Source organism: Myroides marinus (assembly GCF_900109075.1).
In the GTDB taxonomy this organism is placed as follows: Bacteria; Bacteroidota; Bacteroidia; order Flavobacteriales; family Flavobacteriaceae; genus Flavobacterium; species Flavobacterium marinum_A.
Genome location: NZ_FNYS01000008.1, coordinates 118,760 through 145,190 on the forward strand (window position 1 = coordinate 118,760; position 26,431 = coordinate 145,190).

Sequence of the window (26,431 nt, forward strand, 5' to 3'; positions counted from 1 at the left end):
CTCCACCCCTCCACTGATCTCCAAACATACATAATGCCGAAGGCAAACATTCCTCATTCCTAGTTGTCCATTCTTCATTAAATCCACTTCTCTATAAGGTGATACCACATCGTCTGTCCCTCTCCTATCATAAACACTGCAGAAGACTCACGTTCTGTTCTTAGCTCATCTGTCTGTTGTATTTCTATATAATTCACGATAACATGACTAAAAGTCGCATAACCCTCTATATCCTTTACCTCAATCTGACGAGTAGGGAAAATACCGTAAGCTGTAGCTAACCATTGTACGAAGGTCTCATATCCCATACTCTTCCCATCTCCATTAGTCATTACAAAAGACGGATTAAACGTACTTACTATAGCCTGATAAAGCTCATCTTTATTCTCAGCAGTTCCATTAAACCACGTTTGTATATTCACGTGAAAGTCAACAACCTGTTGCTTTCCTAACTCTAAGTTATCTATTGTATTCATCTTGATTTATTTTAATTTACTTAATTGACGATAAAAAACAATACTTACTAACTGCACCCCACCTATGACAGATATAGCAATCCCGAAGGCTATAGGATATCCCCATAAGATACTCAGACTAAAGAATACTGTCCCAATTATAGCACCTCCTAATACACTCCCCACCTGAATAGTAGTACTCACTATACCAGACGCTTGTCCAACGTGCTCCACAGCAATACTTCGAATACTCTCTTTCATCATTACAGGCATTAACAGCCCATGTCCTAAACCAGCAAATAAAAACAAAATATGCATGATTAAAGCTGGTTCTTTTAACTGACTAAACAACAATCCTAAACTCACAAAAGAGATAAACAATAACCCCAACCCTAAGCGGATCCAAAAAGAAGCCTCCTTATTTACCTTTGCGAATAAGATAGGCCCTAAGAAAAATCCTATACCATAGGGCAATATCGCAATCCCAGCAATCAACACATCCCAGTGCAAGTATGACTGTAAGTAATAAGGATAACAAATAAACAATCCTGCTGTAAAATTGTAAAACAAAATAATAGGAAGGTTATAAGCAAAAGCTTTGTTTTTAAATAAAGACATGGACAACAGTACAGATTGATTGTGCTGTTCTCGATAAGTCTCGTATTTCACAAAGCTAAATGTCAATGCACTACTCATCGCTAAAATTCCAAATATCCACCATGCCCATTGATACGTTCGCCCATAAATAAGCGGAGTGATAAAGCACAGTAGCGCACTTATGATCAGTACTACACCGATATAATCTATCCTTTGCTTTTGTATTTGCTCTTTAGGCATTTGACTATAAATACCATATAGACAGACTATGGCTACTGGTACATTGACTAAAAAGATAATCTCCCAAGTCAGTCCCCAAATATGTAGGTTTAATAACATTCCTCCTAATAATTGCCCTACGATAGCTGCTAACCCAAATACAGACCCGAATACCCCTAAAGCCTTGGCGCGTTCTGATTCGTCAAACAATATTCTAATCGAGGCTAATACCTGTGGAGCTAATAAAGATGCTCCTACCCCTTGTAAGAAACGCGAGAAGATTAACCAGCCTATAGTAGGCGAAAAAGCACAAGCCAAAGAAGAAATTAAAAATATCCATAGCCCAGTGGTAAACACTCTTCGCCTTCCGTATATATCCCCTAGCTTTCCACTACAGACTACTAAGGCAGCATAAGTCAGCCCATAGACAGCAATCACCATCTGAAGCTGATTATCCATAGCATCAAAAGCATTCTTAATCGCAGGCAAAGCCATATTGACAATAAAATAATCCAACGGAGACAAAAAAGCTCCTATCACTAAATAGCGGAGAATACTCCATCTATTCTTATATGCACTCATAAAGTTATTTTTATTTACTTTGCAAAGTAAACACCCTAGATACAAATTATTTTGTACTTTAAAAGGTTTTCACAGTATGCCTTATGACACAGAAAAACAACTTTGATCCTATCGTTATCAATGAGATTAACCTAGTAGAAGGTACTTTGACTATACAGCCAAAAGCCCACTTGACTATAGTCTATATACAAAAAGGCAAAGGCATAAGCATATATGATGACCATAAAGTACCTTTTAAGAAAGGAAAGCTCTTTGTCATCCCTTTTGACACTAAATACACTTTTGAGAGCAAAGACTGCTCCTTGCTTATTATTGAATGCCCACAGTCTTTTATCACACAGATACGCACTGAGGCTGACCGCATCGAGACTTGTGATAATATCAATAAATTGACGTATATCACACATAACTATCACTCTAAGGCAGGATGTGTGTTTAACGATGAACTAGACGGAGTATTTGCAGAACAGCTACTACACAATATCCTAAGAGAACATCATAACAATGCTCAAGATTACTTGATCATCAGACAGTGTATCTCTATCCTCCTTAATCTAGTCGCTCGCAACCTGATCCAGCATGATTATGAACAGATTAATGAAAACAGAAAGGCTCAGGATATCATGAAGATTATTACCTATATACAGAAACATATAAGTCAGAAACAGAGATTATCTTTAGATACCTTAGCTACAGAGTTCAGTCTGTCTAAAAACTACTTAGGAGAGTACTTTAAAAAACAAACTGGTGTATCTCTACAAGATTACATCTTAGATTATAAACTTAAACTAGTCGAAACTAGACTAAAATACAGCGCTGTACGCTTAAAAGAAATAGCCTTTGAACTAGGCTTTAACGACGAGAGTCATCTGTCTAAACTCTTTAAAAAGTATAAACAGATGACTCCCTCTCAGTATAGAGCATTACACCAAAAACTGTAGTTTCTCTACCATACGCCGTCTTTATAATCAGCATTGTAAATACCAAATAGATTAAAAGACGAATGACTAAACTGTCCCTCTACTATCGATTTATACAAGGCCATCTTAGAGTTTGTTCTTAACACACTTAAAGTCTCCGTATAATCAAAGGTATAGACTGTTGTATTCGTCATTTGATTACACTCTTTTTTAATAGAGATAAGGCTGTCATTTAATTTAGCATTGATCGTATATATTGATATTTGTTGATCTTTCAGATAATCTTTCATGTCTTCAAAATTAGGCACATCTTGCACCCAATTCTCTATAAGTTCAATACCTAAACTATCTATTAGCTCACTTTCTTGATTAGTAGATACACTAAGGTGTGCTCTTAATACCTTCTCATTATTGTGTAACTGAATAAAAGAGTCATCCTTTAAATTATTTAAACACCTAGCTAGAAAATCATCAAACGTAAATCCCGTTTCCTCTATTTCATCATCTACCCAGTTATATATCTTTCTATCCTGTATATCATCTGTTCTAAGTAGCCAGAAATCCTCTCCACCATTATCACCTATCATAACATAATTTTGTTCTGCTTCATATAAATATCCATTTTGCTCTATCCACTCCTCTTTATTAGCAAACAAACCATATATCAAATCTTGGTATATACCGAAGTGTAATAGAAACTTCTTGTAGTACTGTGGTAACACATTAGATATACTAGCCTCTAATTCAGCCACTTCATCTTGTGTTAAAGGTTTATAAAACAAATAGTCTTCAAAAGGTAGTATTTCTTTTAAGAACAATTTATAATCTATAATTGTCATATTTATATCTCTTAGAATTTCAAGTAAAATTAGTTAAAACTAAGCAGATACATCCCCCTGTAAACAGCTATTTATCTTATAAAAATGGTAAATTATGTTAGGAAACTCAAATTCATAAAAGTAAATAGTACATTCGCCCGCGAAACAATAAACGATAGCCAATGAGTACAAAAATACAAAGACTTAACCCTAGTACTTTAGCAGCTCCTGTGGGAAGATATTCTCATGTAACAGTAGTTCCTAAAGGTGCTAATCTATATACATTCTCAGGACAAATAGGAACGGACGCAATGGGAAATATCCCAGATACTTTCAATGCACAAGTTCAAAATACTTTTATGAACATCATCCAGGTATTAGCTAGCCAGAACCTACAAGCTGAGGACGTAATTAAAGTAAATATATGGGCAACGAAAGAGATTGACTGGGACTTCTTCTACGAGGTATGGGACAATACATTTGGCACAGATTATCCATCGATGACCGTTGGTTATATCACCGCTCTAGGATTACCCGAAATCCTATTAGAAATAGAAATTTGGGCTGCTAAATAGTAGTTTAGGTCTATAATCATAATAAGTAGAAAAGAGTTGCTCACAAAGCAACTCTTTTTGTTTTTGTATCTCTGTTTTACTGAACTCTTTACCTAGCTGTCTATTAAACATGTTTGCCCATCCTTCATTCGATATTGACTGATTCCGTTGTGATTCCGTCATAAGTCCGCTATCACTCCCTTAAAAAGTTAAAAACAACGGAGTCATGACAAAGTTATAACTCAGTCATAATCCACTCACTTTATAGCGAATTAATGTGTTATTAATATCGGTTAAAAGGGAAGTTAAACGTTGAAAAAGGATAGATTTGATTTAAGTGTTTTCTTTGCGGATAAGTTACCCCCAATCACGCAGATTTGTAATCTGAGCTACATCATACGACTAATTTTAGAGATACACTGAACTCTAAATCTTCCTCTTCTCTATTATTTGATTTAATTCATTACTGCACTTAAGAAAAGGGAATGAATAGTCTTTTTTACCATTCTCAAAATGACACTATATTTTACATAAAAAACGAGTTCGCTAATCACATAACCTCTCAAGATACCAATAAAATCAACACTTCACAGCGTTTTCTTCGAGTATCCTTCGGGAACTGTTCGGGAACGCTTCGGAAAACATGCCCTTTTTCCGAAGCGTTCCCGAACAATGGTCGAACAACACTGCATAAATACTGGGATTAAAGCAAAATAAACTTTGAACTTGGTTAAAAAAAATAATACATAATGCGAATTCAAACACTTTAAGGAATGGTGTTTTTTATACTTGAAGGAAGATTGTTTCTTGCTTTGATTTATGTCATTCACAGCACTCAAATCATCAGTTAGACAACTGATATAAAGCAAAGTACTCCACAAAGATACAAAAAATATAAATTCCCTTAAAGGCTACTTTATACCTACCCCACCCCCATTATAAACTTCCCTATCCCTTCTTGTGCTTACACCTCTTTCAAAAAGATAGACAATAACTCTTCTTTTAGTGCATTATCTTACAACTACACTATACATCGCTCTTTTTGTTATAATACTTCTACATCACTATAAATAAGCCCTTACCAAACAATACATTAACATTTAGTTACCAACGACTTAAGAAAATATTCTCAAAATAAGAAGCATAAAGATTAGAATGATTATAAATAATTATATATTTGCGACTACTTAATTATTTTTAACTAATCTAAATAATCAAATATTATGCAAGCTGATAAGCCCAAAAAAACTAAGGGTGTGTTCAAAAAGTATATGCTTAAAATACACTTATGGTTAGGACTTTTGTCAGGTATAATCGTACTTATAGTATCATTATCAGGAGCGTTCTTTGTCTTTAATGAAGACATCTCTGCCTATCTAAGGAAGGATATGATGTTTCATGGGGAAACAGATATTGCCAATAAAAAACCTATTCCTCTAAGAGAATTAAAGGATTTAGTGAATGCCCAAATCACTAACGAAGAGGTCACAGCAGAGGAAGTTACTATTCCACTAGACCCAAATCGTTCTTATCAATTTGGTTTGTTTAAAGCCGATGTTGAGGGGTGGAACTACTTTGACACCTACCTTATATTCAAAACTGTCTATGTAAACCAATACACCGGTAAGGTCATAGCAGTAGATGATATATTAGAGAGCCCATTCTTCTTCTCGATGATATTACACCGTTCTTTACTGCTTAAGAGTTCTGTAGGAGGAACTGTTGTAGGAGTATCTACTATCATATTTGTGGTTATGCTCGTTACAGGTATTATCCTGTGGTGGCCTAAGAACAAGAATATGCGTAAACAACGCTTTTGGTTTAGATGGAAAAAAGTAAAAGGATGGCGTCGTAAAAACTATGATGTACACAACATTCTAGGGTTCTACTCTTCTATACTAGCACTGATAGTAGCTGTTACAGGTATTATGTATTCGTTCCGTATTACGATGTCTTGGATATATTTCTTAATCAACGGATTCTCTATGCATGCTCCAGACTATAGCCATTTTAAAACTATAGCTCCTGAGTCTATGGAAACACCAACTACTGTAGATCGCATAGCTGATAAGGTAAGAGAGCACTACCCTAATGCATTCTCATTCGGAATAGACCTAGAAGACCATGAAAATGCTGATCATCACCATGATAATATGACTATACGTATCAAAGACCACGAGTTTAAATACAACGATTCTCATATTATGATATTTGATGAGCATTCAGGAGAATTACTATTTAACAGACCTCATAATGAGAGATTATTAGCAGATCGCGCTACAGGAGCTACCTATGATTTACACGTAGGTGCATTCTTTGGGATGCCAGGTAAAATCATTGCTTTCATCCTAAGTCTAATTTGCGCCTCTCTACCTATTACTGGTTTTATAATCTATTGGGGAAGACGAAATAAGAAAAAGACTACTAACTAATTCACACTATAATGAATAGATCATATATATGGTTGCTATCGCTATGCAGCCTGGGTAGCTATGCCCAAACCGAAGCACAACTAGACAGTATACTCAACTCTCTTAACACCACTCTAGGTGAAGTAGTTATCACTGCTTCTACCCCTGTTTTTCAACAGAAAGCAGACAAGATGGTATTCAGTGTCGAGAACAGTGCTTTATCAGATGGAAGTACAGTATTAGAAGTTCTTGGAAGAGCTCCAGGAGTGGTTGTATCTCAAGAAGGAGAATTATCTCTACGAGGTAAAAAAGGGGTTAGTGTGATGCTAAACGGAAAGCTAAGCTCTCTGTCGGCTAAAGAACTAGCTAACTTATTGAGATCAACCAACTCTTCTCAAGTAAAAAACATAGAAATAATTGCTAACCCATCTGCTAAGTATGATGCGGCTGGTAATGCGGGAATTATCAATATTGTGTTGAAGAAATACAAGATGGAGGGGCTTAAAGGTAGCTCGTATCTAAATGCTGGTAGAGGTCGTAAAAACCGTATGAATGCAGGATTTAACCTTGGTTATACGCATAATAAGCTGAGCTTATTCGGTGACTACAGTTATACTTTTAGAGGAGAAGAAGAACACAAACATTACCTTCAAGACTTTTATAATGATAAGAACCCTAACATTATAGATAAACACAGTGAGCAACGCATCACTAGTAGTGAGCCTCTGACATCTAATAACTTTAAACTAGGTGCTGATTATAACGTATCGTCTAAGACAACTATTGGTTTTCTATTCGATGCTAAAATAGGTCGTTATGAAGACTATACGAAAGGTTATAATATGATCTATATGCCTGTATCAACGCTTAATTCTCATGTTAATACAAATAATGCCAACAAGGAACATTGGTACGATTATACCTTTAACCTTACGGGAAGTCACTTATTTAACGAAAAAGGAAGGAAAGTAGATGTTGACCTAGAATACGAAACATCTAAATTCAGATCAAGACAACTACAGCTCTCTGATGTAGTTTTAAATAATTCAACAGCTAATTTCTACAACAGACGTGGGTACATTCCTTCTAACTTTAAAGTGTTCAATGGAAAGGTTGATTTTACTTTGCCAATAGACGAAAAACACGCTTTAGAGACAGGTTGGAAATCAATTGTCAAATCTAATGACAATCCCTCTGTATATGAGTTTGAGAATAATAATATATGGACTGTTGATCCTGCTTCTACTAACCACTATAAGTACAATGAGCAGATACACGCTGCTTATGCGAACTATAAGTTAAGTTTAGAACACTGGAGTTTCCAAGTAGGACTGAGATCTGAATACACACAGACTGAAATAGACCAGAAAACAACAAAGGAATACAGTAAAAATGATTATACGAAGTTCTTCCCTAGTGCGTCTATCAAGTACGAAACAGATAATGCACATGGATTCTACGCATCGTATAGTAAGCGTATTAACAGACCTAGTCACTTTGATCTAAATCCTTTCCGTTTTTATGATGATCCGTTTAACTACTGGCAAGGAAACCCTAAGTTAAAACCTGAGATTACCCATGCTTCTGAAGTGGGATATACTTGGAGTAAATACCTTATCGCCAATGTGTACTTCAGTCTAACCAACGATGTAATGACCAATGTATATAACTATCAACAAGATACTGGTATCTTAGTCAGTACACAAGACAACTTAAACAAGTCTTATCACTATGGAGCTAATGTTACAGGTACAGTAAGTCCTTTTGAGTGGTGGAGTATGAGTAATATGTTCAATTTGTTTAACAATAAGTATGAAGGAAACTATCAAGGTACAGAGATTAACAGCTCACAAGTAGCCTTTACGTTTAACTCTCAAAACAACTTTACGATCATCAAGGGATTAAAAGCAGATGTCAATGCACAATACTTCTCTAAGTCTAACTTAGGATTATATAAACGAGATGGATACTTTGACCTAACTATAGGGGTATCTAAGGCGTTATTAGAAGATAAAGCGACTATTAAACTTGCTGTAACAGATGTATTAAACACTGTAAACTACAATGTAACTGGTGATAACTTTAACTCAAGTATTCACAAGAAGTATGACTTAGATAGCCGTATCGCTACTTTGTCATTTAATTATAAGTTTTAACCCAAGTTCATCTGTTATAGAATTTGGAACAACAACGGAAGTTTGTACTCATTATACTTCATTTCTTTATACCAAAAAGCTAGTCGATATCGACTGGCTTTTTACGTTTTAATAACCTTGTGAAGCGTTCTATAAGTGGACTACTCAACCAAAATAGTCTTGCGAAGCACTACAATGGCCTTAATGTATAAACGAGTGTCAATAGATGCAAATTCTAAAGAACTAAACAGTGTTTGAGTAGGGCCGAGTGTATAGAAAATATCCTGTGGATATTTTTAACGAAGGAGCCAGATGGCGCAATGACTTTGTTTAGTTCTAAGAATTTGTATCGTAATTGACCGTTTAGGAATTACAGCCTTGATTTTTTTGCTTTACTTTTTTGATCAAGCAAAAAAGTAAAATAAAAGAAGAAGTATTTAAAATTGTAATAATAGCATTTCAAAAAATTTAAAAAGGGTTGTATATCATGATACACAACCCTTTACTATTATAATTAAAGTATTACCTTACCACAACTCAAGTATCTTCCACCAGATACCTCCTACTAGAATAAAGATTATCAAGTTAACCACACTAGTGACAAAACCTACTTTCCACCACTCTCCTAATGTCGTATATCCTGACCCAAAGATAATAGGTGCTGTACCTGTACCATAATGAGTAAGAGACATCATAATAGATGATGAGAACCCTAATACTAATGCCCATAACATCTCAGGAGCTCCTAAGGCAATACCTGCTGCAAAGAAGGCTGCAAACATCGCTGTAATGTGAGCAGTAGTACTCGCAAAGAAATAGTGTGAATATACATATACTAATAGAAGTAATAATGTAGCTGGTATCCATGATAAGCCTAGTCCACCAATACCAGTACCCACTGTAGTAGCAAGCCACGATACCAGTCCTAACTTCCCTAAGAAGCCTGCCATCATCACAAGGGCTGCAAACCATACGATAGTATCCCATGCTCCTGTATTCTTAAGGATATCATCCCAAGTAAGTACTCCTGTTATAATCAAGATAGCCAAACCTAAGAAGGCTGCCGCTGTAGGTTGTACTGCGAACTCTTCTCCGAATAACATAGCAGGTACACCTGCCCATAAGAATAATAGAATACTAAATACTCCCATAGTAATGTATTCAGGTTTAGAGATTGGCCCTAATTCTTCTAATTGTTTTCTAGCAAATACAGGCGCATCTGGCGTTTTCTTAATCTCAGGTGGATAGATAGCATACACTACTAAAGGCATCACTAGAAGTGCTACAATTCCTGGTACTAATGCAGCTAATGCCCACATCCCCCACGTTATTGTAATACCCGCTGTAGTCCCAGCTAATACTAAAGTAACAACTAATGGGTTAGGTGCTGTAGCAGTGACAAACATCGCTGATGTAATAGGGTTCGCATTGTAATTTACTAATGCTAAATAACGTCCTATTTTTCCAGCAGTACCATCATCTGCTCTTGAACCAAAACTACTAGCGATAGATCGCATAATAGGGTGAATAATTCCTCCTCCCCTAGCAGTATTACTAGGTGTTACAGGAGCTAATATAGTTTCTGCAAAGGATAAGGCATAAGCAATACCCAATGTTCTTTTACCAAATAGTGAAATCAGGAAATACCCAATTCTAGAGCCTAGTCCTGTTTTCTTTAAACTTATGGAGATCATCACTGCTACTCCGATAAGCCAAATTAAGTCATTTGAAAAGCCACTTAAAGCATCTGCTAAAGCTTGTTTAGAGTCTCCTGGACTAGTAACTCCAGTAATAGCCACTAAAGCGATTGCTACGATAGATACTCCTCCAATAGGTAGTGCTTTTCCGATAATAGCTGCTATGGTTCCTACGAATAATGCTAACAGTTGCCATGCGTTTTCACTAACACCTTCTGGAACTGGGATAACAAACCAAATAATTAAGGTAATTGCAACTGCGATAAGCGCAGGTACGGGTTTGATAGGTTCTAATTTACTTGCCATACGAGTAATTGATTTCTGTACGAATCACCTTCTTCTAACAATAACTGAATAACTAATTGGCCTTAGACTTTTAGAAAAAGATAATTCTTACTATTTTTAATATTTAGTATAAACTCAACAAAAATGCCAAACACTACTATTTGAACTATTATTTTTATTTTTTTTCACAACAAATACCTCTAAGCAAGAGTTATTATAAGTAGCGTAATTCCCTTGGTTTACACATTTAAAGATAATTATTAATTACCAAATAACGATACATTTAATCCATTTTAATAGCATAAATATTAAAATTAAATAAGCAGTAATACTATAAAATACTAATAAAAACTCAATCCTTAACAAATAAAAACACTATTATTTAGTTAATAAAACCGTTAAAACATGATCTCTGTATATAAAATCAAACCATACTTCCAGAAAAGCTTAATGCCTATACTTGAAGCATTACACAAAAAGAAGATAACAGCTAACCAAATCACGGTATTTGCAATACTGTTTTCTATTGTATTAGCTATCTTATTTTGGTATGCAGACCACTATCACTTCTTCTTCCTATTATTGCCTATCGGTTTATTAATCCGCATGGCGCTTAATGCCCTTGATGGAATGATGGCACGACTGTACAACCAGACTTCTAAAAAAGGGGAACTACTAAACGAAGTAGGCGATATCATCTCTGACTTTATTTTGTTTATTCCTTTGCTAAAGTTTCAAGCAGAGAGTCTATACTTAATCGTCTTGTTTATAGGCTTAAGTATAATCAATGAATTCGCAGGACTAATGGGGAAAGTATTAGGAGGAGAAAGAAGATATGACGGCCCAATGGGAAAAAGCGATAGAGCGCTAATCTTAGGAATATACGGGTTATTAATGTATTTCAACGTTAGCATTACAGGTATTTCATTATATGTATTTATCGTTATCAATGCCTTATTACTTCTAAGTACTTTAACGAGATACCGCAAAGCACTTCAAAACGCACAATAGATGAATAAAGAAGGAAAATTCTCTGATGTTCCCTTGCGCGTAAGAACGTGGTGTTATATCATTGTGGTCTTCGCAGTAGCGTTACTACATTCCTACACCTTACTCACTTTTATCCTCTTTCTGTTATATTGGGGACAGAGAGAACTGTATACTATAGCGATGCCAAAGGTGAAACTAAAACAAGTATTGCCTATCTTAAGCTCTATCGTTATTGGAATTAGTATTTATCTATTATCTATCAATCAGAGTATATGGATTATCACGGGGTATGCCTTCATTACACACCTTTTACTATACATAAAGCACAGATCATATCTGTTCTATCTTATCATAGCTACTTTTTATCTAATCTCTATACCTATCCTATATTACATTGGTAGTGGAGATATGGGGTATAAATACCTTATCTTATTAGTAGTTCCTATGGAGCTAAACGATGTGAGTCAGTACATGGCGGGTAAGCTATTTGGTAAGACTAAAATAACGCCTAATATTAGTCCTAATAAGACTTTAGAAGGGGTAATAGGCGGAATACTAATGACTACTGTAATTTTTAATCTGATGTACTTCCTTCTCTTTGGAGAAGCAATTACATTAAAAACGATAGTATTAGCAATGGTATTAAGCTTTTTAGGATTCTTAGGAGACCTAACCTTCTCACTTACTAAGCGCAAGGCTAATGTCAAAGACACAGGTACACTACTTCCAGGACATGGAGGGTTACTTGACCGAGTAGATAGTCTATTATACACTACTCCTTTATTTTATATTGTAATGTTATGGCTGAATTAAAACCATTTAACCGAGTAGCTGTTTTCTCTGGTGGGGGAAGCCGTTTTGTGATGTACTGTGGTATGTATGCAGCTATGGTAGAACACGGTATTAGACCTGATTTGATTATCTCTACTTGTGGAGCAACAATCTCTACTTGCATCATACGCACCTTTAATACACCTGAGGCTATTAAGGCTTACTTAGAATCTGATGAGTTTCTAACTGCTGCTATGAATACTTTTGTGACGAATCAAACCAGATTAGACCGCCTTCCTTACTACTGTATCAAGTACAGTAAAAAGAAAGAGAACGCCCCTTACCTACTGGATTTGTTTAGTAAATACTTTTTAGATCAGCCACAAGACTTAGATACTAAGTTTCCGTCTTTATTAACAGCGAATAAGGACGCTCCAGAAGTGATTACTTTAGGTTCAGAGATATTATATACTACTAATCAGGTTGGGAAGAAAAGAGAAGGTCAAAAAACCTTTAAAAAGGTACTTATCCCTACTGCTAAAGTTCCTCTTGATTATTTACAACAATATATTGAAGAATATAAATTTGATACAAATAGCGCTGTATTACCTGACGCGGAACTATTGCTAAACGTAGGACCACTTAGAGCGATGCGCATCAGTACATCTGATATGTTCTATATGGCACCTGCATTTTATAGGGGAAAACATTATTTGGGAGGAGCAGTTGACCTAATTCCCTTTGAGCTTGCAACTACATTAGGCAATGAGATTTGGTTAGAACACAAGGCTCCTTACTCTGATATGGAAGAAGGATTGGTAAGAGCTGTATTTGGTTATAGTGGTAACAAAAGACTAAACCAAGCAACGGCTATTGAAGCTAACCGATTAGACACAAGTGATATGCGCGTAAAACTATCAGGTGGTTATCTCAGTAGAAAGATTAATTGGAAGAAGTTTGCTTTAGAAATACAGTTACCTACGTCTAAAGAGGACTGTAAAAGACAAATAATGAAGCAATATGACTATGGGTATGAGGTAGTCTTAAATGCATTAAAACAATGAAAACAGTATTTATAACAGGGGGTACCTCTGGTATCGGATGGGCATTAGCACAGCGTTATTTATCTGCGGGTTACCGAGTAGGTATAGGCAGTCGCACACCTGATAAAGAAGGACATGACTTTACCCCTTATACTCACTTATTTGTCTATAGCGTAGATGCTACTGATCTTACAGCGTTAAAGGATACTATACACACTTTCTCTCAAGGACAGTTAGATATACTTATAGCAGGTGCTGGTAACTATACAGACAGTGCATTAGAACACATTTCATGGCAAGAGACTAATGCTATGATAGACAACAATATCAAGGCTACTCTCAATGCCTTAGAAGTAGCAAGAGAGCTAATGCAAAACAAAGGAGGTACAATAGCGTGCATTGCCTCTATTTCTACTTTCTTAGATTATGAAGAGGCTACAATCTACACCCGATGTAAACAAGCTGTCTTGGCTATCACCAAAGCCTATAGACGTGCCTACAGAGATAAAGGAATTGAGGTTATCGCTATTCACCCTGGCTATGTAGCTACTCCTCGACTAATGGAATTAAACAGTGATGATCTGTCTAAAAAACAATATGTAATCACCCCTACTGAGGCAGCAGAGATAATCTATCACGGTATCACACAAGGAAAGCAACTAATCGTATTTCCCAAAAAAATGTATAGGCTTATTCGCTGTTTACAGCTATTGCCAAAAGGAATATTACAACGTATTATGCACAAAAAAGCTAAATGGCAAAAACAGAACTAATACCTACATTCAAACAGCGTACAAAGGCTATGCTGCTGTGCTATGTGGTATTTATAATACTGTATATGTCAGCCCAATACTATTCTGTCTATAGAGGATTAGACTGGTCTATAGTCTTAACTTTAGATACTTATATTCCTTTTATCGAATGGATGATTATCCCTTATGCTACCAGCGGATTATTCTTTCTATTGGCTTTTTATTGGACAGATACACGCTACCAACTAAGACTACTAACTAAGCGTATGCTTATCGTTAGTGGTATTGCATTTATTGGCTTTATCACTTTTCCGATTGCTTATGCTGTAGATAAACCACAACATACGATTACTTTATTTAATCCCTTGTTTGATTTTATTACAACTTGGGACACTCATTATAATCAAGCTCCATCTCTGCATGTAGCTTATTCTATTGTATTCATGACTGTGGTAGAACAAACCAAACGATTTACTAAAGCGACTAAAGCATTCTTACAACTTTGGTTAGCGTTAGTAGCACTCTCTACTTTGTTTGTCTATCAGCACCATCTAATAGATGTTATCACAGCTATAGTGGTTTGCTTATTGGTATTCTACTTTGTTCCCAATAAAGAAAAAGCTTTATATCTCAATATTAAAAAGGGATTGATCTATTTTATATTAGCCACTATACTACTGTTTATATTATGTGATACTACAAATATCTATTCAAATATATCCCTAATATGGATAAGTATTAACCTTGTGTATATAGGTATAGCTTATATCCAAAACAATATTTACTTCATTAAGGATAGACAAGGTAATATTGCTTGGTGGAAGTACATACTGTTAGCTCCCTACATTTTAACTTACCAAATTTTAAGACAGTCTAATAAAGTATTTTACCCCGTAACTGTAGCAGAGTTACTACCTCAAGTCTATATAGGCCCTCTAATCAGTAGCATAAAGGCGAAAGAGGTGTTTCAAAACAAAGAAGTCATTACCTATGATTTATCTGCAGAGATGAAAGAGAATAACTATTTAGCCAAACACACTACTTATCACTTCTTTCCGTTACTTGATATTGGACAGGCTAATACTGAATACCTCGACAGCATCGTTAAGCATATTAATACAGCTTATCAGACTAAAGAGGACAATACAATAATCTATATCCACTGCGCTATGGGGCTCTCTAGAAGTATGGCTATATCCGCTCTATTTTACTCACAGTCTGAGGGATGCACTAAAAAAGAAGCACAAGAACATATACAATCTATTAATCAAAATGCTATCTTTAAACTATAAATTGCTATTAAAACATTAAAACCTATGATAGAAGGAACATTCACAAGCTTTGATAATGCAGCGATATTTTATCGAGCTTGGAATTATAAAGAAGGACAGAAGACAATGATAGTCCTACACCGTGGGCACGAGCATTCTGCCCGCTTAGCAGAGTTTGCACAGAGTGCTCCTTTTGCTAATTACAACGTATTTAGTTTTGACTTTAGAGGTCATGGATATACAGAACAAGAAGTATCTCCTAACTTTATGGATTATGTGAGAGACTTAGATGCTTTCGCTCACTTCTTACACGATAAATACCAAATAGAATATCACGACACTTTCGTTGTAGCCAACAGTATCGCTGGAGTAATAGCGAGTGCTTGGGTACACGACTACGCTGTGCCTATCGCTGGTATGGCTCTGTTAGCACCTGCATTCTCAATTAAACTTTATGTGCCTTTAGCTAAAGAGATGATTGCATTAGGTACGAAGTTCAAACCAGATATGATCGTAACTAGCTATGTAAAATCTAAAGTGCTAACACATGAGAAAGACCAGCAGGTAGCTTATGACAGTGATCCATTAATCACGAAGTTTATCAACGGACGCATGCTTGTCGATTTACTTGACGCTGGTAAACGCATTGTAGATGATGCAGCAGCGATTACTATACCTACTATCGTATTCTCTGCAGGAAAAGACTATGTGGTGAAGAATAAATGGCAACAGCGCTTCTTCCACAACCTAAGTAGTGATCTTAGAGAATTCAAAACATTAAAAGAAAGCTTCCACGGTATCCTTTTTGAAAAAGGACGTGAACAAGTATATAAAGACATTGCTAAGTTTATGCAGAAGAGCTTTACTGCTCCTAAAGTAAAGATCAACTTAAAGGCAGATAAGTTTACTACAGACGAATACTATCAAATGTTGTTTGGTCTATTGCCTTCTGTAGAACTGCTATCTTATAAAATACAGAAAAAACTATTAGGTGTAATCGGCCCTTTATCTGAAGGAATGCGCCTTGGTCTATTATACGGTTTTGACTCTGGTATATCTCTAGATTATGTCTATAAGAACACTCCTCAGGGTAAATTGGGCTTTGGTAAGATGATGGATAAGAACTACCTAAACGCTATTGGTTGGGCAGGTATTCGCCAACGTAAGATTCATTTATTACAACAAATAGACAAACAGATAGCCCATTTACAAGAACAAGGTCTTCCAATTAAGATACTTGATGTGGCAGGTGGTACAGGTAATTACCTTTTTGACATCAAGGCTAAATATCCCGATGCAGAAATAGTAGTAAACGACTTTAAACGCTCTAATATAGAAGTTGGAGAAGCTTACATTAAAGAACACAACCTAACAGGTATTCGCTTTACTAACTATGATTGTTTTGACCTAAATACCTATCCTTTGTTTCAATTTGAACCAAATATCACGATTATATCAGGGATATTCGAATTATTTGACGACAATGATGTGATCTGCAATACTATCAAAGGAATTAGCAGTATTGCTACCAACAACAGTGTGATTGTCTATACAGGGCAGCCATGGCACCCACAGTTAAAGACAATTGCCTTTGTACTAAAGAGTCACAGAGATACGGATTGGGTAATGCGTCGCCGCTCTCAATACGAATTAGACAAATTGTTTGCGTATAACAGTGTCTTTAAACAAAATATGTTAATCGACAACTATGGTATCTTTACTGTATCAGTAGGCAAAATAGTGAAGTCATAAATAGAAAAAGCTCCAATTAAGGGGCTTTTTCTTTACTGTTTAAAAGAGATCCCTCTCTCTTAAACGGCCTAACGTATTTTTAATTAAGGATTTCTTCTAATTCTATTCTCTCTACATTTTTATCATCACGTATAAAATCTCTAAATCCCGCAGAGTGTTGTCCTCCTACTATAACAACTATTCTTTCATCTTCTTTATTCAACTGTTTCTGTATTAAAGAATACATATAAAGGTTGCGTTTATTCCTTTCTGACACAAAATATGCTCCAGAAAAATCCTCTTTACTACCAATTCTATTAAACAAACTGATATATCCAGTATTTAACCTATCCTCTAACTCTTTGTTATTAAAGAACAACAACAATTCTTTAATAGATTTTTCTTGCTGAAACTTAGATAATAACAGCTGTGCATACTCTCCAAAATCATGTTGTATTTCATTCATTAAATCACCTTGATTGGCTTTCTCTATAGCTTGCATAATTAGATCATTTGGTTCTTCTAAAAAATAGTCAAAAGCATACAATTTATCTTGTTTTAATCTTTCTGCAAGCTTAAACCCTATTTGCTGAACCTCACTTTCAAAATACATAGTCTCATTCTCACCATACTTTTTCTTTATACTAGTAAACGTCTTATCTTTTAAATACATAGTATACAGTTCATCTAACTCTTGTTGTTTACTATATTCCCATTCAACAAATATTTTAGTAGGCTTATAATCAATAATCTGATCAATTATGTGGCTAATTTCTTGCTGATTATCTTTGCTATTAATATCAAAGTCAATTCCAAATTGAGATTGTACTAGATGGAAATGAAATGTTCCAATAACTAGTATCTTATTTTTACTCTGCCCATAAGCTAAGGTTCCTAAAAGGAAAAGCAATAATGCAAATCTATTTCTCATTTTTAAAAAAATTATATTAGTTACAATTCATTATCAAATATATAGAATCTGTAATCATTATCCACTATCATATAGACGTAACACTTTATACCCCAAAAACATATTCACAATCAATGGGGAAATACAAGTGTGATCCTTCCTAACGTCAGGACAACTATTGTGGTCACTGGGTGTTAGACGCAATGTATTCGTCTCTACATTGATATAATGCCGTAGGCAAACATTCCTCATTGTAAATTCTTCATTCTACTTAAATTCTTTCAAGTAATCCAATGTATTTACTAATTGATACTTAGGGCTACGCTCCAACCACATATTAAAGAATGCTGTATGTGATCCTCCCATTAAGATAAATACTCTATCATCCTTAGTAAGTGGTATCTGATTTAGGTTAGAATACATAATTAAGTTTCTGTGGTAATATCTAGCAGCCTGATCAGCACCTTCTGATTTACCAGGAGTAGATGCGTGTGTAAGCATATCTGCATTAAGATTCAGCAAAGCATCTAGCTCTAACTTTGTATTGATATTATACAACATACGTCTCACATCTTTTTCTTTATCTCTTGATCTTAAAAGTGTCAGAGCAGATTCCATAAAGCTATCATACAACTCCTTATCATTATACTCACCTATTTGAGTAGGAATCTTATAGTTATACCCCATAGAATGATCAATACCATAAATCTTCTTCACACCAGCTAATCTTCCTAACTCAAATCCTAGTAAGTGAACTTCATTAGGATCTTTTATCTTCATCTTAGGGTCTTTCAGGTATTCTTGGTATAGTTTATTTAACTCCTCATCATAGATAGCTTTTTGTTCTACGATAATTACAGTAGGTTTAAACGCAGCTATAGCTCTAGCTACCTCATGTACCATCTGCTTATTTTTCTCATCATTTTCATTAAACTCAGTACTCTGCGCATCAGAAGTATACCCCATATGGAAAGTTCCCATATTTAGTACAGGTATTTGGTTTACTGACTTTAAGTTTTCATTCATTTGTGCATTTGCAAACTGTCCTATAAAAATAGCGGCAAGTAAGATTAGTTTCGTTTTCATAATTTATTAGATTGTTTCTTTGTTATGGTGCAAATATGTGATACTTCCTTTTATCTCATTTTGCCTTTTCGACCAACACCTCATTTTATCCGACCAACGCCCTTTATTTAAAAATTAAGTTTTAATAGCTTTACAAAAAATGTTTTATATGGAAACAGTTAAAGTACTTTCTAAGAAAGAAGAGATACGTTTACATCTCTTTTTAGGTTTATTGTTAATCTACATACGTTATGTTCACGTAGATTATAATGCACCTTACTTTGTTAGTTTTACAGATTTCTCTCTGTTTAACAATACTACTGTCATCATCTTTATCAGTATCTTTTACTTCCATTACCTATATGTAATGCCACGCGTGATGCGCAAATTTACTTGGCAGAATGTATGTTTAGGATGGTTAGCCTCTTACTTCCTTTTCGTAGGGATAAGAGCATTAATAGAACAAGTACTTACAGTTTGGATATGGGGGCAACAAAACTATTTCCCTGGAACACCTGTATGGTACTACATATTCGATAACTTCTACTTTAGTTTGTTTTCTATTGGTATTGCAACTACTATGTATATTATCATCTACTTAATCCGCAGTTTACAGTTAAACCAAATCATCCAACAAGAAAAGAACGAGGCTGAACTGCGCTTCTTAAAGTCACAGATCAACCCACACTTTGTCTTTAACACCCTAAATAATATCTATTATTTAGTCTATCAGAAGTCGGAACAAGCACTACCCGCTATTGATAAAATGAGTCAACTGATGCGTTATATGACTTATGAAACAAGTGAAAACAGTATAGAACTACAGAAAGAAATCAACTATATAAAGGACTTTATCGATCTAGAGAAGATGCGTATAGCGGGAGATGTCTATCTAAAGCTAGATATACAGATAAATAATCCCAATCTACTGATACCTCCTCTACTATTGTTACCATTTATAGAGAATGGGTTTAAACACGGAGTATTAACTGATGCTACACATCCATTTACAATCCAAATTACCCAGATTGATAATACATTAGAGCTGTATACTCAAAACAAATGTAACAACTATAATAAGGATGAAACAAGTGGGGTTGGATTATCTAATATACAAAAACGGCTAGCATTGCAATTTGCTAATAAACACACCTTGATTATTAAAGAAGAAGAAAATATCTTTACCTGTAAACTAACTATTAAACTATGAGTTCTATCCGTTGCTATATACTAGATGACGAGCCTATGGCAGTAGCCTTGCTAAGTGATTACGTCAATAAATCACCTCAATTAACATTAGTAGGAAGCTCTACATCTGCTCTTCAGGCATTAACTGATCTACAACAATTAGAAGTAGACTTGTGCTTTATAGATATACAAATGCCAGAACTAACGGGACTGCAAATCATGAGTCTTTTAGGCAGGAAGACTTACTTCATTATTACCTCTGCTTATAATCAGTATGCTTTAGAAGGCTATGAACACAATGTGATAGACTATCTATTAAAACCAGTTACCTATGAGCGATTCTTTAAGAGCATTCAGAAGGCTACTCCTATCTTAAGTATGCCTATCACAAAGGAAGAACCTAAAAAGACTTCACAGGAGAACTTCTTATTTGTCAAAACCGATGGTAAGCACATCAAAGTACAATATGAAGATTTAAAATACGTAGAGGGTTTAAAAGACTATTTAGTATTTCATTTAGCTAATGAAAAGATTATAACACTTAGCACGCTTAAAGAAATGGAAGATAAACTACCTTCTATCCTATTCATTCGTGTACACAAGTCTTATATTATCAATAAGCAACATCTGGATAGTATAGAGCGAAACCGCTTATACATTGATAAGGCTATTGTACCTATCGGAGAAACTTATAAAAAAACAGTATTAGGACAACTGATTAAAGAATAAAAAACAGGAACCGCAATGTTGATTCCTGTTCTTAAATACAATCATATCAAATTTATACTCAATCAAGTTTGATAAAACTACTAATTTTCTACAACCAAAAGATTTACTATTCAAATACAAAAAGGCATTTTATACAATAATTCAAATTAAGTAATATACTTTAACTAGAGTAAGCTATACAAAATAGAGATTACTCATAATATTGAGATGCTGAAATCTGGATTCAATGATTAACTCATATAAAAACAAAAGAGGCTGTGTTGCGACAGCCTCTTTTGCTTAATAAATTAACTTTTAAATGTGTTAATTAAAGTTTGATACAAACTCAATTAGATTATAAAAAGTGGACAAGTAATAAAGGGGGATTTATCCTTTTTTCAACTCTTCATAATTTTAGTTTTTCAGGTTGATGCAAGCTATGAAATACCTACATCCTATGAAACACTAAAAGCTGACATTATTCAAACAATCCCTACCAGACAATATTACCCTCCTTTGAATTATACTGAACGTACTTCTAGTACTTGATTTTTGACTGTCAATACCTGATGGTTACTAAGCAGTATTAATGGTAATTTATCTTTGTACTCTGCATAGATTTGATCTGCTGCTTCTGTAAAAGGAAAGTTCTGATAATGTACTAATAGATACTTATCGATTTGCTCTAATCCCTTATACGATTCTAATGAAGTAGCCTTTGACTTATCATCCATTGCTTCTAAATATTCAATATTAGGAGACATAATCACACTACCAGCAGAAGTACCTATATACACTTTACCTAAAGCTATTTGTTCTTTTATTACCTGCTCTGCACCAGAACGACGCATCTCTTGTAAGAGATAAAACGTATTTCCTCCTGACACAAAGATATAGTCATTCTCCGTCAACTTAGTTTTAATCTCAGTTGCAGTAGCTGTGCTTATTTCTAAAGTATCTACAATAATTCCCAAAGCTTCAAACGCCTTTTGATCATTTTCCACATGGCCTACATATTCTTCTACAATACTAGCTGTAGAAATAAACGTTACCTTCTTCCCTTTTACTTCTTCTGCTGCAAATTCACTAAACAAACTAGCTACATCACAAAATGACGAGGTCAAAAACATTCTTTTCATACTTCTCTATTTACTCAAAACCAAAACTCAATTGGTCTGTTTTATTATAATCTTTATTCTCTAGTTCTAACAAGAACTTCTTTCTCCACACTCCTCCTCTATATCCTGTAAGACTCCCATCTGTACCAATGATGCGATGACACGGTATAACTATCGCTACTGTATTCATCCCATTAGCATTGGCTACAGCTCTAATACTCTTAGGAATATTAAGTAACTCCGATTGTTGCTTATAAGACTTCGTCTCACCATAAGGAATAGCCCTCAATCCATTCCAAACTTGTACCTGAAATGGAGTACCTATCAAATCTAAGGATACCGTAAAATCTATGAACTCTCCTTTAAAGTAAAGCGCTAACTCCTCTTTTAGTTGAGAGATATGACTATTCTCTCCTTCTAACACCACAGCCTTCTTCTCCTTCGCTATTCGCTTTAACTCTCTATCTAAATCTTTTATATCAGTAAACTCTAAAAAGCATATCCCTTCAGGAGTAGCACACACTACAATAGTACCTATAGGAGTCTCTATACGCTCTAGGTTAATTATATCTTGTTGTGAATGGTCTTTCATGCATTTCTTTATTTTAAAAATAGTCTATATCTCACCTCTTCATCGCCTCCGCCTTTAAGTGTAAAGGCATCTTCTCAATCGCGTATCTCAGCGTAGTTCTAGGCATTACGTCCTTATACTTCATCACAAAGTCAAACACCTTCTCTTGATGTACTCGACTAGCTTCTTTTAACATCCAACCATTGCCTTTCTGTACAAGATCATCCTGATCATGCATCAATAATTCAGCTATTTCAAATACTTCTGCCAGATACAGTCCTTTCTTTGCAGGAACTATCAAACTTACAGCAGCTCCTCTACGCATCCAGCGATTAGTAGAAGTAGTCCAAGACTTCAGTTTCTCAACCTCATCAGGAAACTGGCTTAACAGCGGCCCTATCGTAGAACAACAAAGCGTATCACAATCAGCCCAACTGCGCACATATTCATTTAGCCAGACACTAAACCATTTCATATCCTCAGCCTCATACTGACGGTTTAACTTCTTAGTAATAATACAAGCGATATAAGCTTCCTCAAAATAAAGCGATTTCCAAAGCTCATTACACAGCGCGTATATTTCCTCCTTAGGTGATGATTTAAGGTCTTTAAACAGCTCCTTACCTACCTTAGTTAAGATATCTTTAGCCACTCCATACTCCTTAGGTTGTTCATCTCCTTTAAAAAAACGAGAAGAAGTGATGATATTATGAGGGTCTACATAGTCCTGTAACGTTTGACGTACATCTGAGAGTAACTCTTTCATTAGTAATTATTTTACCTGATAAAAATATTTCAATACCATCAAATCGCACAATTTTTTAAGCGATAAATTATATCAAATTACCTTATAAAAAAACCTGCTATACAGCAGGTTCATTTTCTTATCTAAATATCATACAGTTAGACACTGCATGTGCATACAGCTTTCCTTCTGCATCTAAGAGTTCACACTCTAGATAAGCAGTTGTACGTCCCTTGTGAATAATCTTAGTCTTCGTAGTTAAAGGAGGTGTATCTGCTGTAATTCTACGCAAAAAGTTCACCTTTAAATCTAAAGAAGTAAAGCTCTCCCCCACTTCTAATGTGCTCAACAGTGAACACCCAATAGCTGAGTCTAACACAGTACTGATAATTCCACCGTGCACACTACCAATTGGATTATAGTGAAACTCCTCTCCTTTTAACTCAAATATCACTTGTCCTTTTTCTACAGATACTACTCTAGAAGATATCGTTTCTTGAATAGGTGCTAAAGGCAACTGTCCTTCAAATACACGCATTAAAAAATCATATCCTGTAAGTTTCTTTGCTTCTTCTAATGTCTTATTAGGATCTTCCCAAGAGACTGTACGCGTTCTTTTATTTTCCATACTATTGTTGTTTTGTTTGTCGTTTGAAACTAAAAGTAGTCATATCCTTACAAACTAACACTACTTCGCCTTAGAAAAAGCCATCTTAAAGGCTAAAAACAACAATACGCTTCCCATAAACCACTTCTGTATCTTCACCCAAAAAGGTTGTCTTTGGAAGAAAGAAGCCATCTTCGCTGCAAACAAAATAATCAAGAAGTTATTAATAAAGCTTACTAATAGCTGAGTCGTTCCTAAAGTCAAACTCTGCGCAAATACAGAACCATAAGCAGGTTTAATAAATTGCGGAAACAGTGAAAGGTAAAACACTGCCACCTTAGGGTTTAATACATTTGTCAAAAAGCCTATAGAAAACAACTTACGTGGAGAATCGACTTTCATTGTCTGCTCCACATCGAAGATATTCTTCGCATTAGGCTTTAACGCCTGAAATGCCAAATAGACCAGATATATAGCCCCTGTCCACTTCAATATTGCATACGCATAAGGAATGGTAAACAGAATAGCAGTCAATCCAAAAGACACTAATACAATGTGAAACAAGAAGCCACTCATCACTCCCATCAAGGAAATAAAACCAGCCTTCTTGCCCTGTGATAGTGTTCTAGTGATTAGATATAACATATTAGGTCCTGGTGTAATAGCCAGTACTACAGCTGCTGCTGCAAACAGCGCTAAGTCGTGTAATGGGATCATAAAGTACAATTGGTTTAGTCTTTCCAAATGTAATTTATTTCAATAAATCCCACAGTTTTTAAAGGTGTTTTTTATCCCTCTTTTACAGTGTACAACTTCACTTACTAACTATTGACAAGTTTTAAATTTTCTAACTGCCTAGCTAAAAGACCTATTTGCTTAATCTTTGCTTCTAATTGTGTATCCCAAGGCAATCCAAAGCACAAACGCATAGAGTTATTATACTGATCTTGTAAGGTAAACATACGTCCTGGTGCTATGCTAATGCCTCTTTTTATTGCTAGGTCATATAGTTCTATAGTATCTATTTCTTCGCCAAACTCAATCCACAGCGATAACCCTCCCTGAGGTTGACTAATCTTTATATTCTTAGGAAAGCACTGTTGAATAATTCTCGCATAGTTTTGATAATTCTGATATAGCTTCTTTCTTAACTTGCGCAAATGTTTATCGTACTTCCCTGACTTTAAAAAGTTAGCTACTGCCTCTTGTTCTAAGGAAGAAGAAGAGATAGACTGTATCAGTTTTACATTTTGTACTTTATCTTTATACTTGCCTGGAGCTACCCATCCCACTCTAAAACCTGGTGCTAAAGTCTTTGAGATAGAACTACACCACAACACGTTTCCTGTCTTGTCAAAAGTCTTACAACACGTAGGTCGATGTCCTGTAAAGCATAAATCGCCATATACATCATCTTCTATCAACGGAATATCATGCTGAGCCAATAGCTCTACAACTTCTTTCTTCTTCTCATCAGGCATACAGCTCCCTACAGGTGTATTATAATTAGAAATTAAAATACAAATGTCTATCTCAGATACCACCTCTCTTAGCGCCTCTACTTTTATTCCAGTATTGGGGTTAGTAGGTAATTCAAATACTTTTAATCCCAGTCCTAATGCCAATTGTAAAATACCAGGATAACACGGACTCTCGATAGCAACTGTGTCCCCAGGTTTACTCAATGCTGTTAGACAAAGTGCCACTGCATTCATTCCTCCATTGGTAGTTATCAAGTCTTCTTCCTTTAAATTAGCTCCCCAACCTGAAGATCTTAAGGCTATCATCCTTCTTAGATTGGCATTGCCCTCTAACCGTTCATACTGTACTCCACCTGTTGGCAAATCTCTAGTTGCCTGCACTATCTCTTTCTTTAATTTAGCGATAGGCAACATATCTCCATAAGCCACAGTATAAGAAAGTAGCAGAATATCTTCTCTACCGATATTAGCATATACTTTCTGCAAAATATCGTTTGGTTCACAATGATTTGCTAATAAAATTGGATTACTTTCCTCTGGAAGAGGTAGGTTCTTATAACTTAACTTACTCACAAAGTACCCACTCTGTGGTTTAGAGTAGATTAGTGATTGAGATTCTAATTCTAAGAAAACTCGCCTTGCAGTATTCATACTAATCTTATACTCTGAACATAACTCACGTATAGAAGGTAACTTATCTCCTTCTCTAATATTTGCATTTCTAATCTGAGAAGCTATGCTCTCCGCAATCTCACTATACAAAAAGGTTTTACTCATATTCATCTACTAACTGTGCCCATGCAAATA

Annotated in this window: 24 protein-coding genes; 12 read left to right on the forward strand and 12 right to left on the reverse strand. The window is 35.2% G+C overall.

The genetic code is table 11. From position 1 onward, the window contains the following. Positions 1-77: 77 nt before the first annotated feature. A complete protein-coding gene (locus BMX53_RS10260) occupies positions 78-476 on the reverse strand; it encodes a hypothetical protein (protein WP_038988216.1) in 399 nt (132 codons plus the stop codon). A 6-nt stretch (positions 477-482) separates the two neighbouring features. Then, positions 483-1,853 carry an MFS transporter gene (locus tag BMX53_RS10265; RefSeq protein WP_038988215.1) on the reverse strand — a complete coding sequence of 457 codons (1,371 nt, stop codon included), beginning with the start codon at positions 1,851-1,853 and terminating at the stop codon, positions 483-485. 83 nt (positions 1,854-1,936) lie between these two features. Here BMX53_RS10265 and BMX53_RS10270 point away from each other — a divergent pair, with 83 nt between their 5' ends. Beyond that, positions 1,937-2,794 (forward strand): helix-turn-helix domain-containing protein, encoded by an 858-nt coding sequence (locus BMX53_RS10270; RefSeq protein WP_038988214.1) that lies wholly within the window; start codon positions 1,937-1,939, stop codon positions 2,792-2,794. A gap of 5 nt (positions 2,795-2,799) precedes the next feature. Here BMX53_RS10270 and BMX53_RS10275 read toward each other — a convergent pair whose 3' ends face one another. Beyond that, entirely contained in the window at positions 2,800-3,612 is an 813-nt protein-coding gene (locus BMX53_RS10275; RefSeq protein ID WP_038988213.1) for an SMI1/KNR4 family protein, read from the reverse strand. A gap of 161 nt (positions 3,613-3,773) precedes the next feature. Here BMX53_RS10275 and BMX53_RS10280 point away from each other — a divergent pair, with 161 nt between their 5' ends. The 3 genes from BMX53_RS10280 to BMX53_RS10290 all read left to right on the forward strand — a co-directional run bounded on the left by BMX53_RS10280 (position 3,774) and on the right by BMX53_RS10290 (position 8,712). Beyond that, positions 3,774-4,166 carry a RidA family protein gene (locus BMX53_RS10280; protein WP_038988212.1) on the forward strand — a complete coding sequence of 131 codons (393 nt, stop codon included), beginning with the start codon at positions 3,774-3,776 and terminating at the stop codon, positions 4,164-4,166. Between the two features lie 1,235 nt (positions 4,167-5,401). Then, positions 5,402-6,577: a PepSY-associated TM helix domain-containing protein gene (locus BMX53_RS10285; protein WP_244154499.1), complete on the forward strand. Its 1,176-nt coding sequence runs from the start codon at positions 5,402-5,404 to the stop codon at positions 6,575-6,577. An 11-nt stretch (positions 6,578-6,588) separates the two neighbouring features. Continuing rightward, positions 6,589-8,712: an outer membrane beta-barrel family protein gene (locus tag BMX53_RS10290; RefSeq protein WP_038988210.1), complete on the forward strand. Its 2,124-nt coding sequence runs from the start codon at positions 6,589-6,591 to the stop codon at positions 8,710-8,712. Between the two features lie 506 nt (positions 8,713-9,218). Here BMX53_RS10290 and BMX53_RS10295 read toward each other — a convergent pair. Further along, positions 9,219-10,694 (reverse strand): DASS family sodium-coupled anion symporter, encoded by a 1,476-nt coding sequence (locus BMX53_RS10295; RefSeq protein WP_038988209.1) that lies wholly within the window; start codon positions 10,692-10,694, stop codon positions 9,219-9,221. A gap of 384 nt (positions 10,695-11,078) precedes the next feature. Between BMX53_RS10295 and BMX53_RS10300 the strand changes: the two genes are divergently transcribed. Genes BMX53_RS10300 through BMX53_RS10325 form a run of 6 tightly spaced genes read left to right on the forward strand, consistent with a single transcriptional unit; the run spans position 11,079 to position 17,252 of the window. Beyond that, positions 11,079-11,684 (forward strand): CDP-alcohol phosphatidyltransferase family protein, encoded by a 606-nt coding sequence (locus BMX53_RS10300; RefSeq protein WP_038988208.1) that lies wholly within the window; start codon positions 11,079-11,081, stop codon positions 11,682-11,684. After that, on the forward strand, positions 11,685-12,476 hold the full coding sequence (locus BMX53_RS10305) for a phosphatidate cytidylyltransferase (RefSeq protein ID WP_038988207.1): 792 nt from the start codon (positions 11,685-11,687) through the stop codon (positions 12,474-12,476). It abuts the gene before it with no gap. Continuing rightward, entirely contained in the window at positions 12,464-13,498 is a 1,035-nt protein-coding gene (locus tag BMX53_RS10310; RefSeq protein ID WP_038988206.1) for a patatin-like phospholipase domain-containing protein, read from the forward strand. Before BMX53_RS10305 ends, BMX53_RS10310 begins: the two co-directional genes overlap by 13 nt. Continuing rightward, entirely contained in the window at positions 13,495-14,250 is a 756-nt protein-coding gene (locus BMX53_RS10315; protein WP_063175589.1) for an SDR family oxidoreductase, read from the forward strand. The genes BMX53_RS10310 and BMX53_RS10315 overlap by 4 nt, the downstream gene beginning before the upstream one ends. Continuing rightward, positions 14,232-15,521 (forward strand): dual specificity protein phosphatase family protein, encoded by a 1,290-nt coding sequence (locus BMX53_RS10320; protein WP_074746128.1) that lies wholly within the window; start codon positions 14,232-14,234, stop codon positions 15,519-15,521. The genes BMX53_RS10315 and BMX53_RS10320 overlap by 19 nt, the downstream gene beginning before the upstream one ends. Before the next feature lie 24 nt (positions 15,522-15,545). Beyond that, positions 15,546-17,252 (forward strand): bifunctional alpha/beta hydrolase/class I SAM-dependent methyltransferase, encoded by a 1,707-nt coding sequence (locus BMX53_RS10325; RefSeq protein ID WP_074746130.1) that lies wholly within the window; start codon positions 15,546-15,548, stop codon positions 17,250-17,252. Positions 17,253-17,331: 79 nt separating this feature from the next. Here the strand turns inward: BMX53_RS10325 and BMX53_RS10330 are convergent, their stop codons facing one another. Beyond that, positions 17,332-18,162, reverse strand: a complete 831-nt coding sequence (locus BMX53_RS10330; protein ID WP_074746131.1) for a DUF5694 domain-containing protein — start codon at positions 18,160-18,162, stop codon at positions 17,332-17,334. A 246-nt stretch (positions 18,163-18,408) separates the two neighbouring features. Next, entirely contained in the window at positions 18,409-19,227 is an 819-nt protein-coding gene (locus BMX53_RS10335) for a DUF5694 domain-containing protein (protein WP_074746133.1), read from the reverse strand. 148 nt (positions 19,228-19,375) lie between these two features. Here BMX53_RS10335 and BMX53_RS10340 point away from each other — a divergent pair, with 148 nt between their 5' ends. Then, entirely contained in the window at positions 19,376-20,416 is a 1,041-nt protein-coding gene (locus BMX53_RS10340; protein WP_074746135.1) for a sensor histidine kinase, read from the forward strand. After that, entirely contained in the window at positions 20,413-21,123 is a 711-nt protein-coding gene (locus BMX53_RS10345; protein ID WP_074746137.1) for a LytR/AlgR family response regulator transcription factor, read from the forward strand. The genes BMX53_RS10340 and BMX53_RS10345 overlap by 4 nt, the downstream gene beginning before the upstream one ends. A 500-nt stretch (positions 21,124-21,623) precedes the next feature. Here the strand turns inward: BMX53_RS10345 and BMX53_RS10350 are convergent, their stop codons facing one another. From BMX53_RS10350 to BMX53_RS10375, 6 genes are all read right to left on the reverse strand, one after another. Continuing rightward, positions 21,624-22,232 (reverse strand): Type 1 glutamine amidotransferase-like domain-containing protein, encoded by a 609-nt coding sequence (locus tag BMX53_RS10350; protein ID WP_074746163.1) that lies wholly within the window; start codon positions 22,230-22,232, stop codon positions 21,624-21,626. A 19-nt stretch (positions 22,233-22,251) separates the two neighbouring features. Further along, the gene (locus BMX53_RS10355; RefSeq protein ID WP_074746139.1) at positions 22,252-22,812 is read right to left on the reverse strand and encodes a methylated-DNA--[protein]-cysteine S-methyltransferase; all 561 of its coding nucleotides are present in this window, start codon (positions 22,810-22,812) and stop codon (positions 22,252-22,254) included. 31 nt (positions 22,813-22,843) lie between these two features. Further along, positions 22,844-23,557: a DNA alkylation repair protein gene (locus BMX53_RS10360; RefSeq protein WP_074746141.1), complete on the reverse strand. Its 714-nt coding sequence runs from the start codon at positions 23,555-23,557 to the stop codon at positions 22,844-22,846. 118 nt (positions 23,558-23,675) lie between these two features. Next, complete coding sequence (locus tag BMX53_RS10365) at positions 23,676-24,164, reverse strand: PaaI family thioesterase (RefSeq protein ID WP_063175582.1); 489 nt, start codon at positions 24,162-24,164, stop codon at positions 23,676-23,678. Between the two features lie 60 nt (positions 24,165-24,224). Beyond that, positions 24,225-24,860 (reverse strand): LysE family translocator, encoded by a 636-nt coding sequence (locus BMX53_RS10370; protein ID WP_063175581.1) that lies wholly within the window; start codon positions 24,858-24,860, stop codon positions 24,225-24,227. Positions 24,861-24,964: 104 nt separating this feature from the next. After that, complete coding sequence (locus BMX53_RS10375; protein WP_074746143.1) at positions 24,965-26,407, reverse strand: aminotransferase-like domain-containing protein; 1,443 nt, start codon at positions 26,405-26,407, stop codon at positions 24,965-24,967. Positions 26,408-26,431 lie beyond the last annotated feature (24 nt).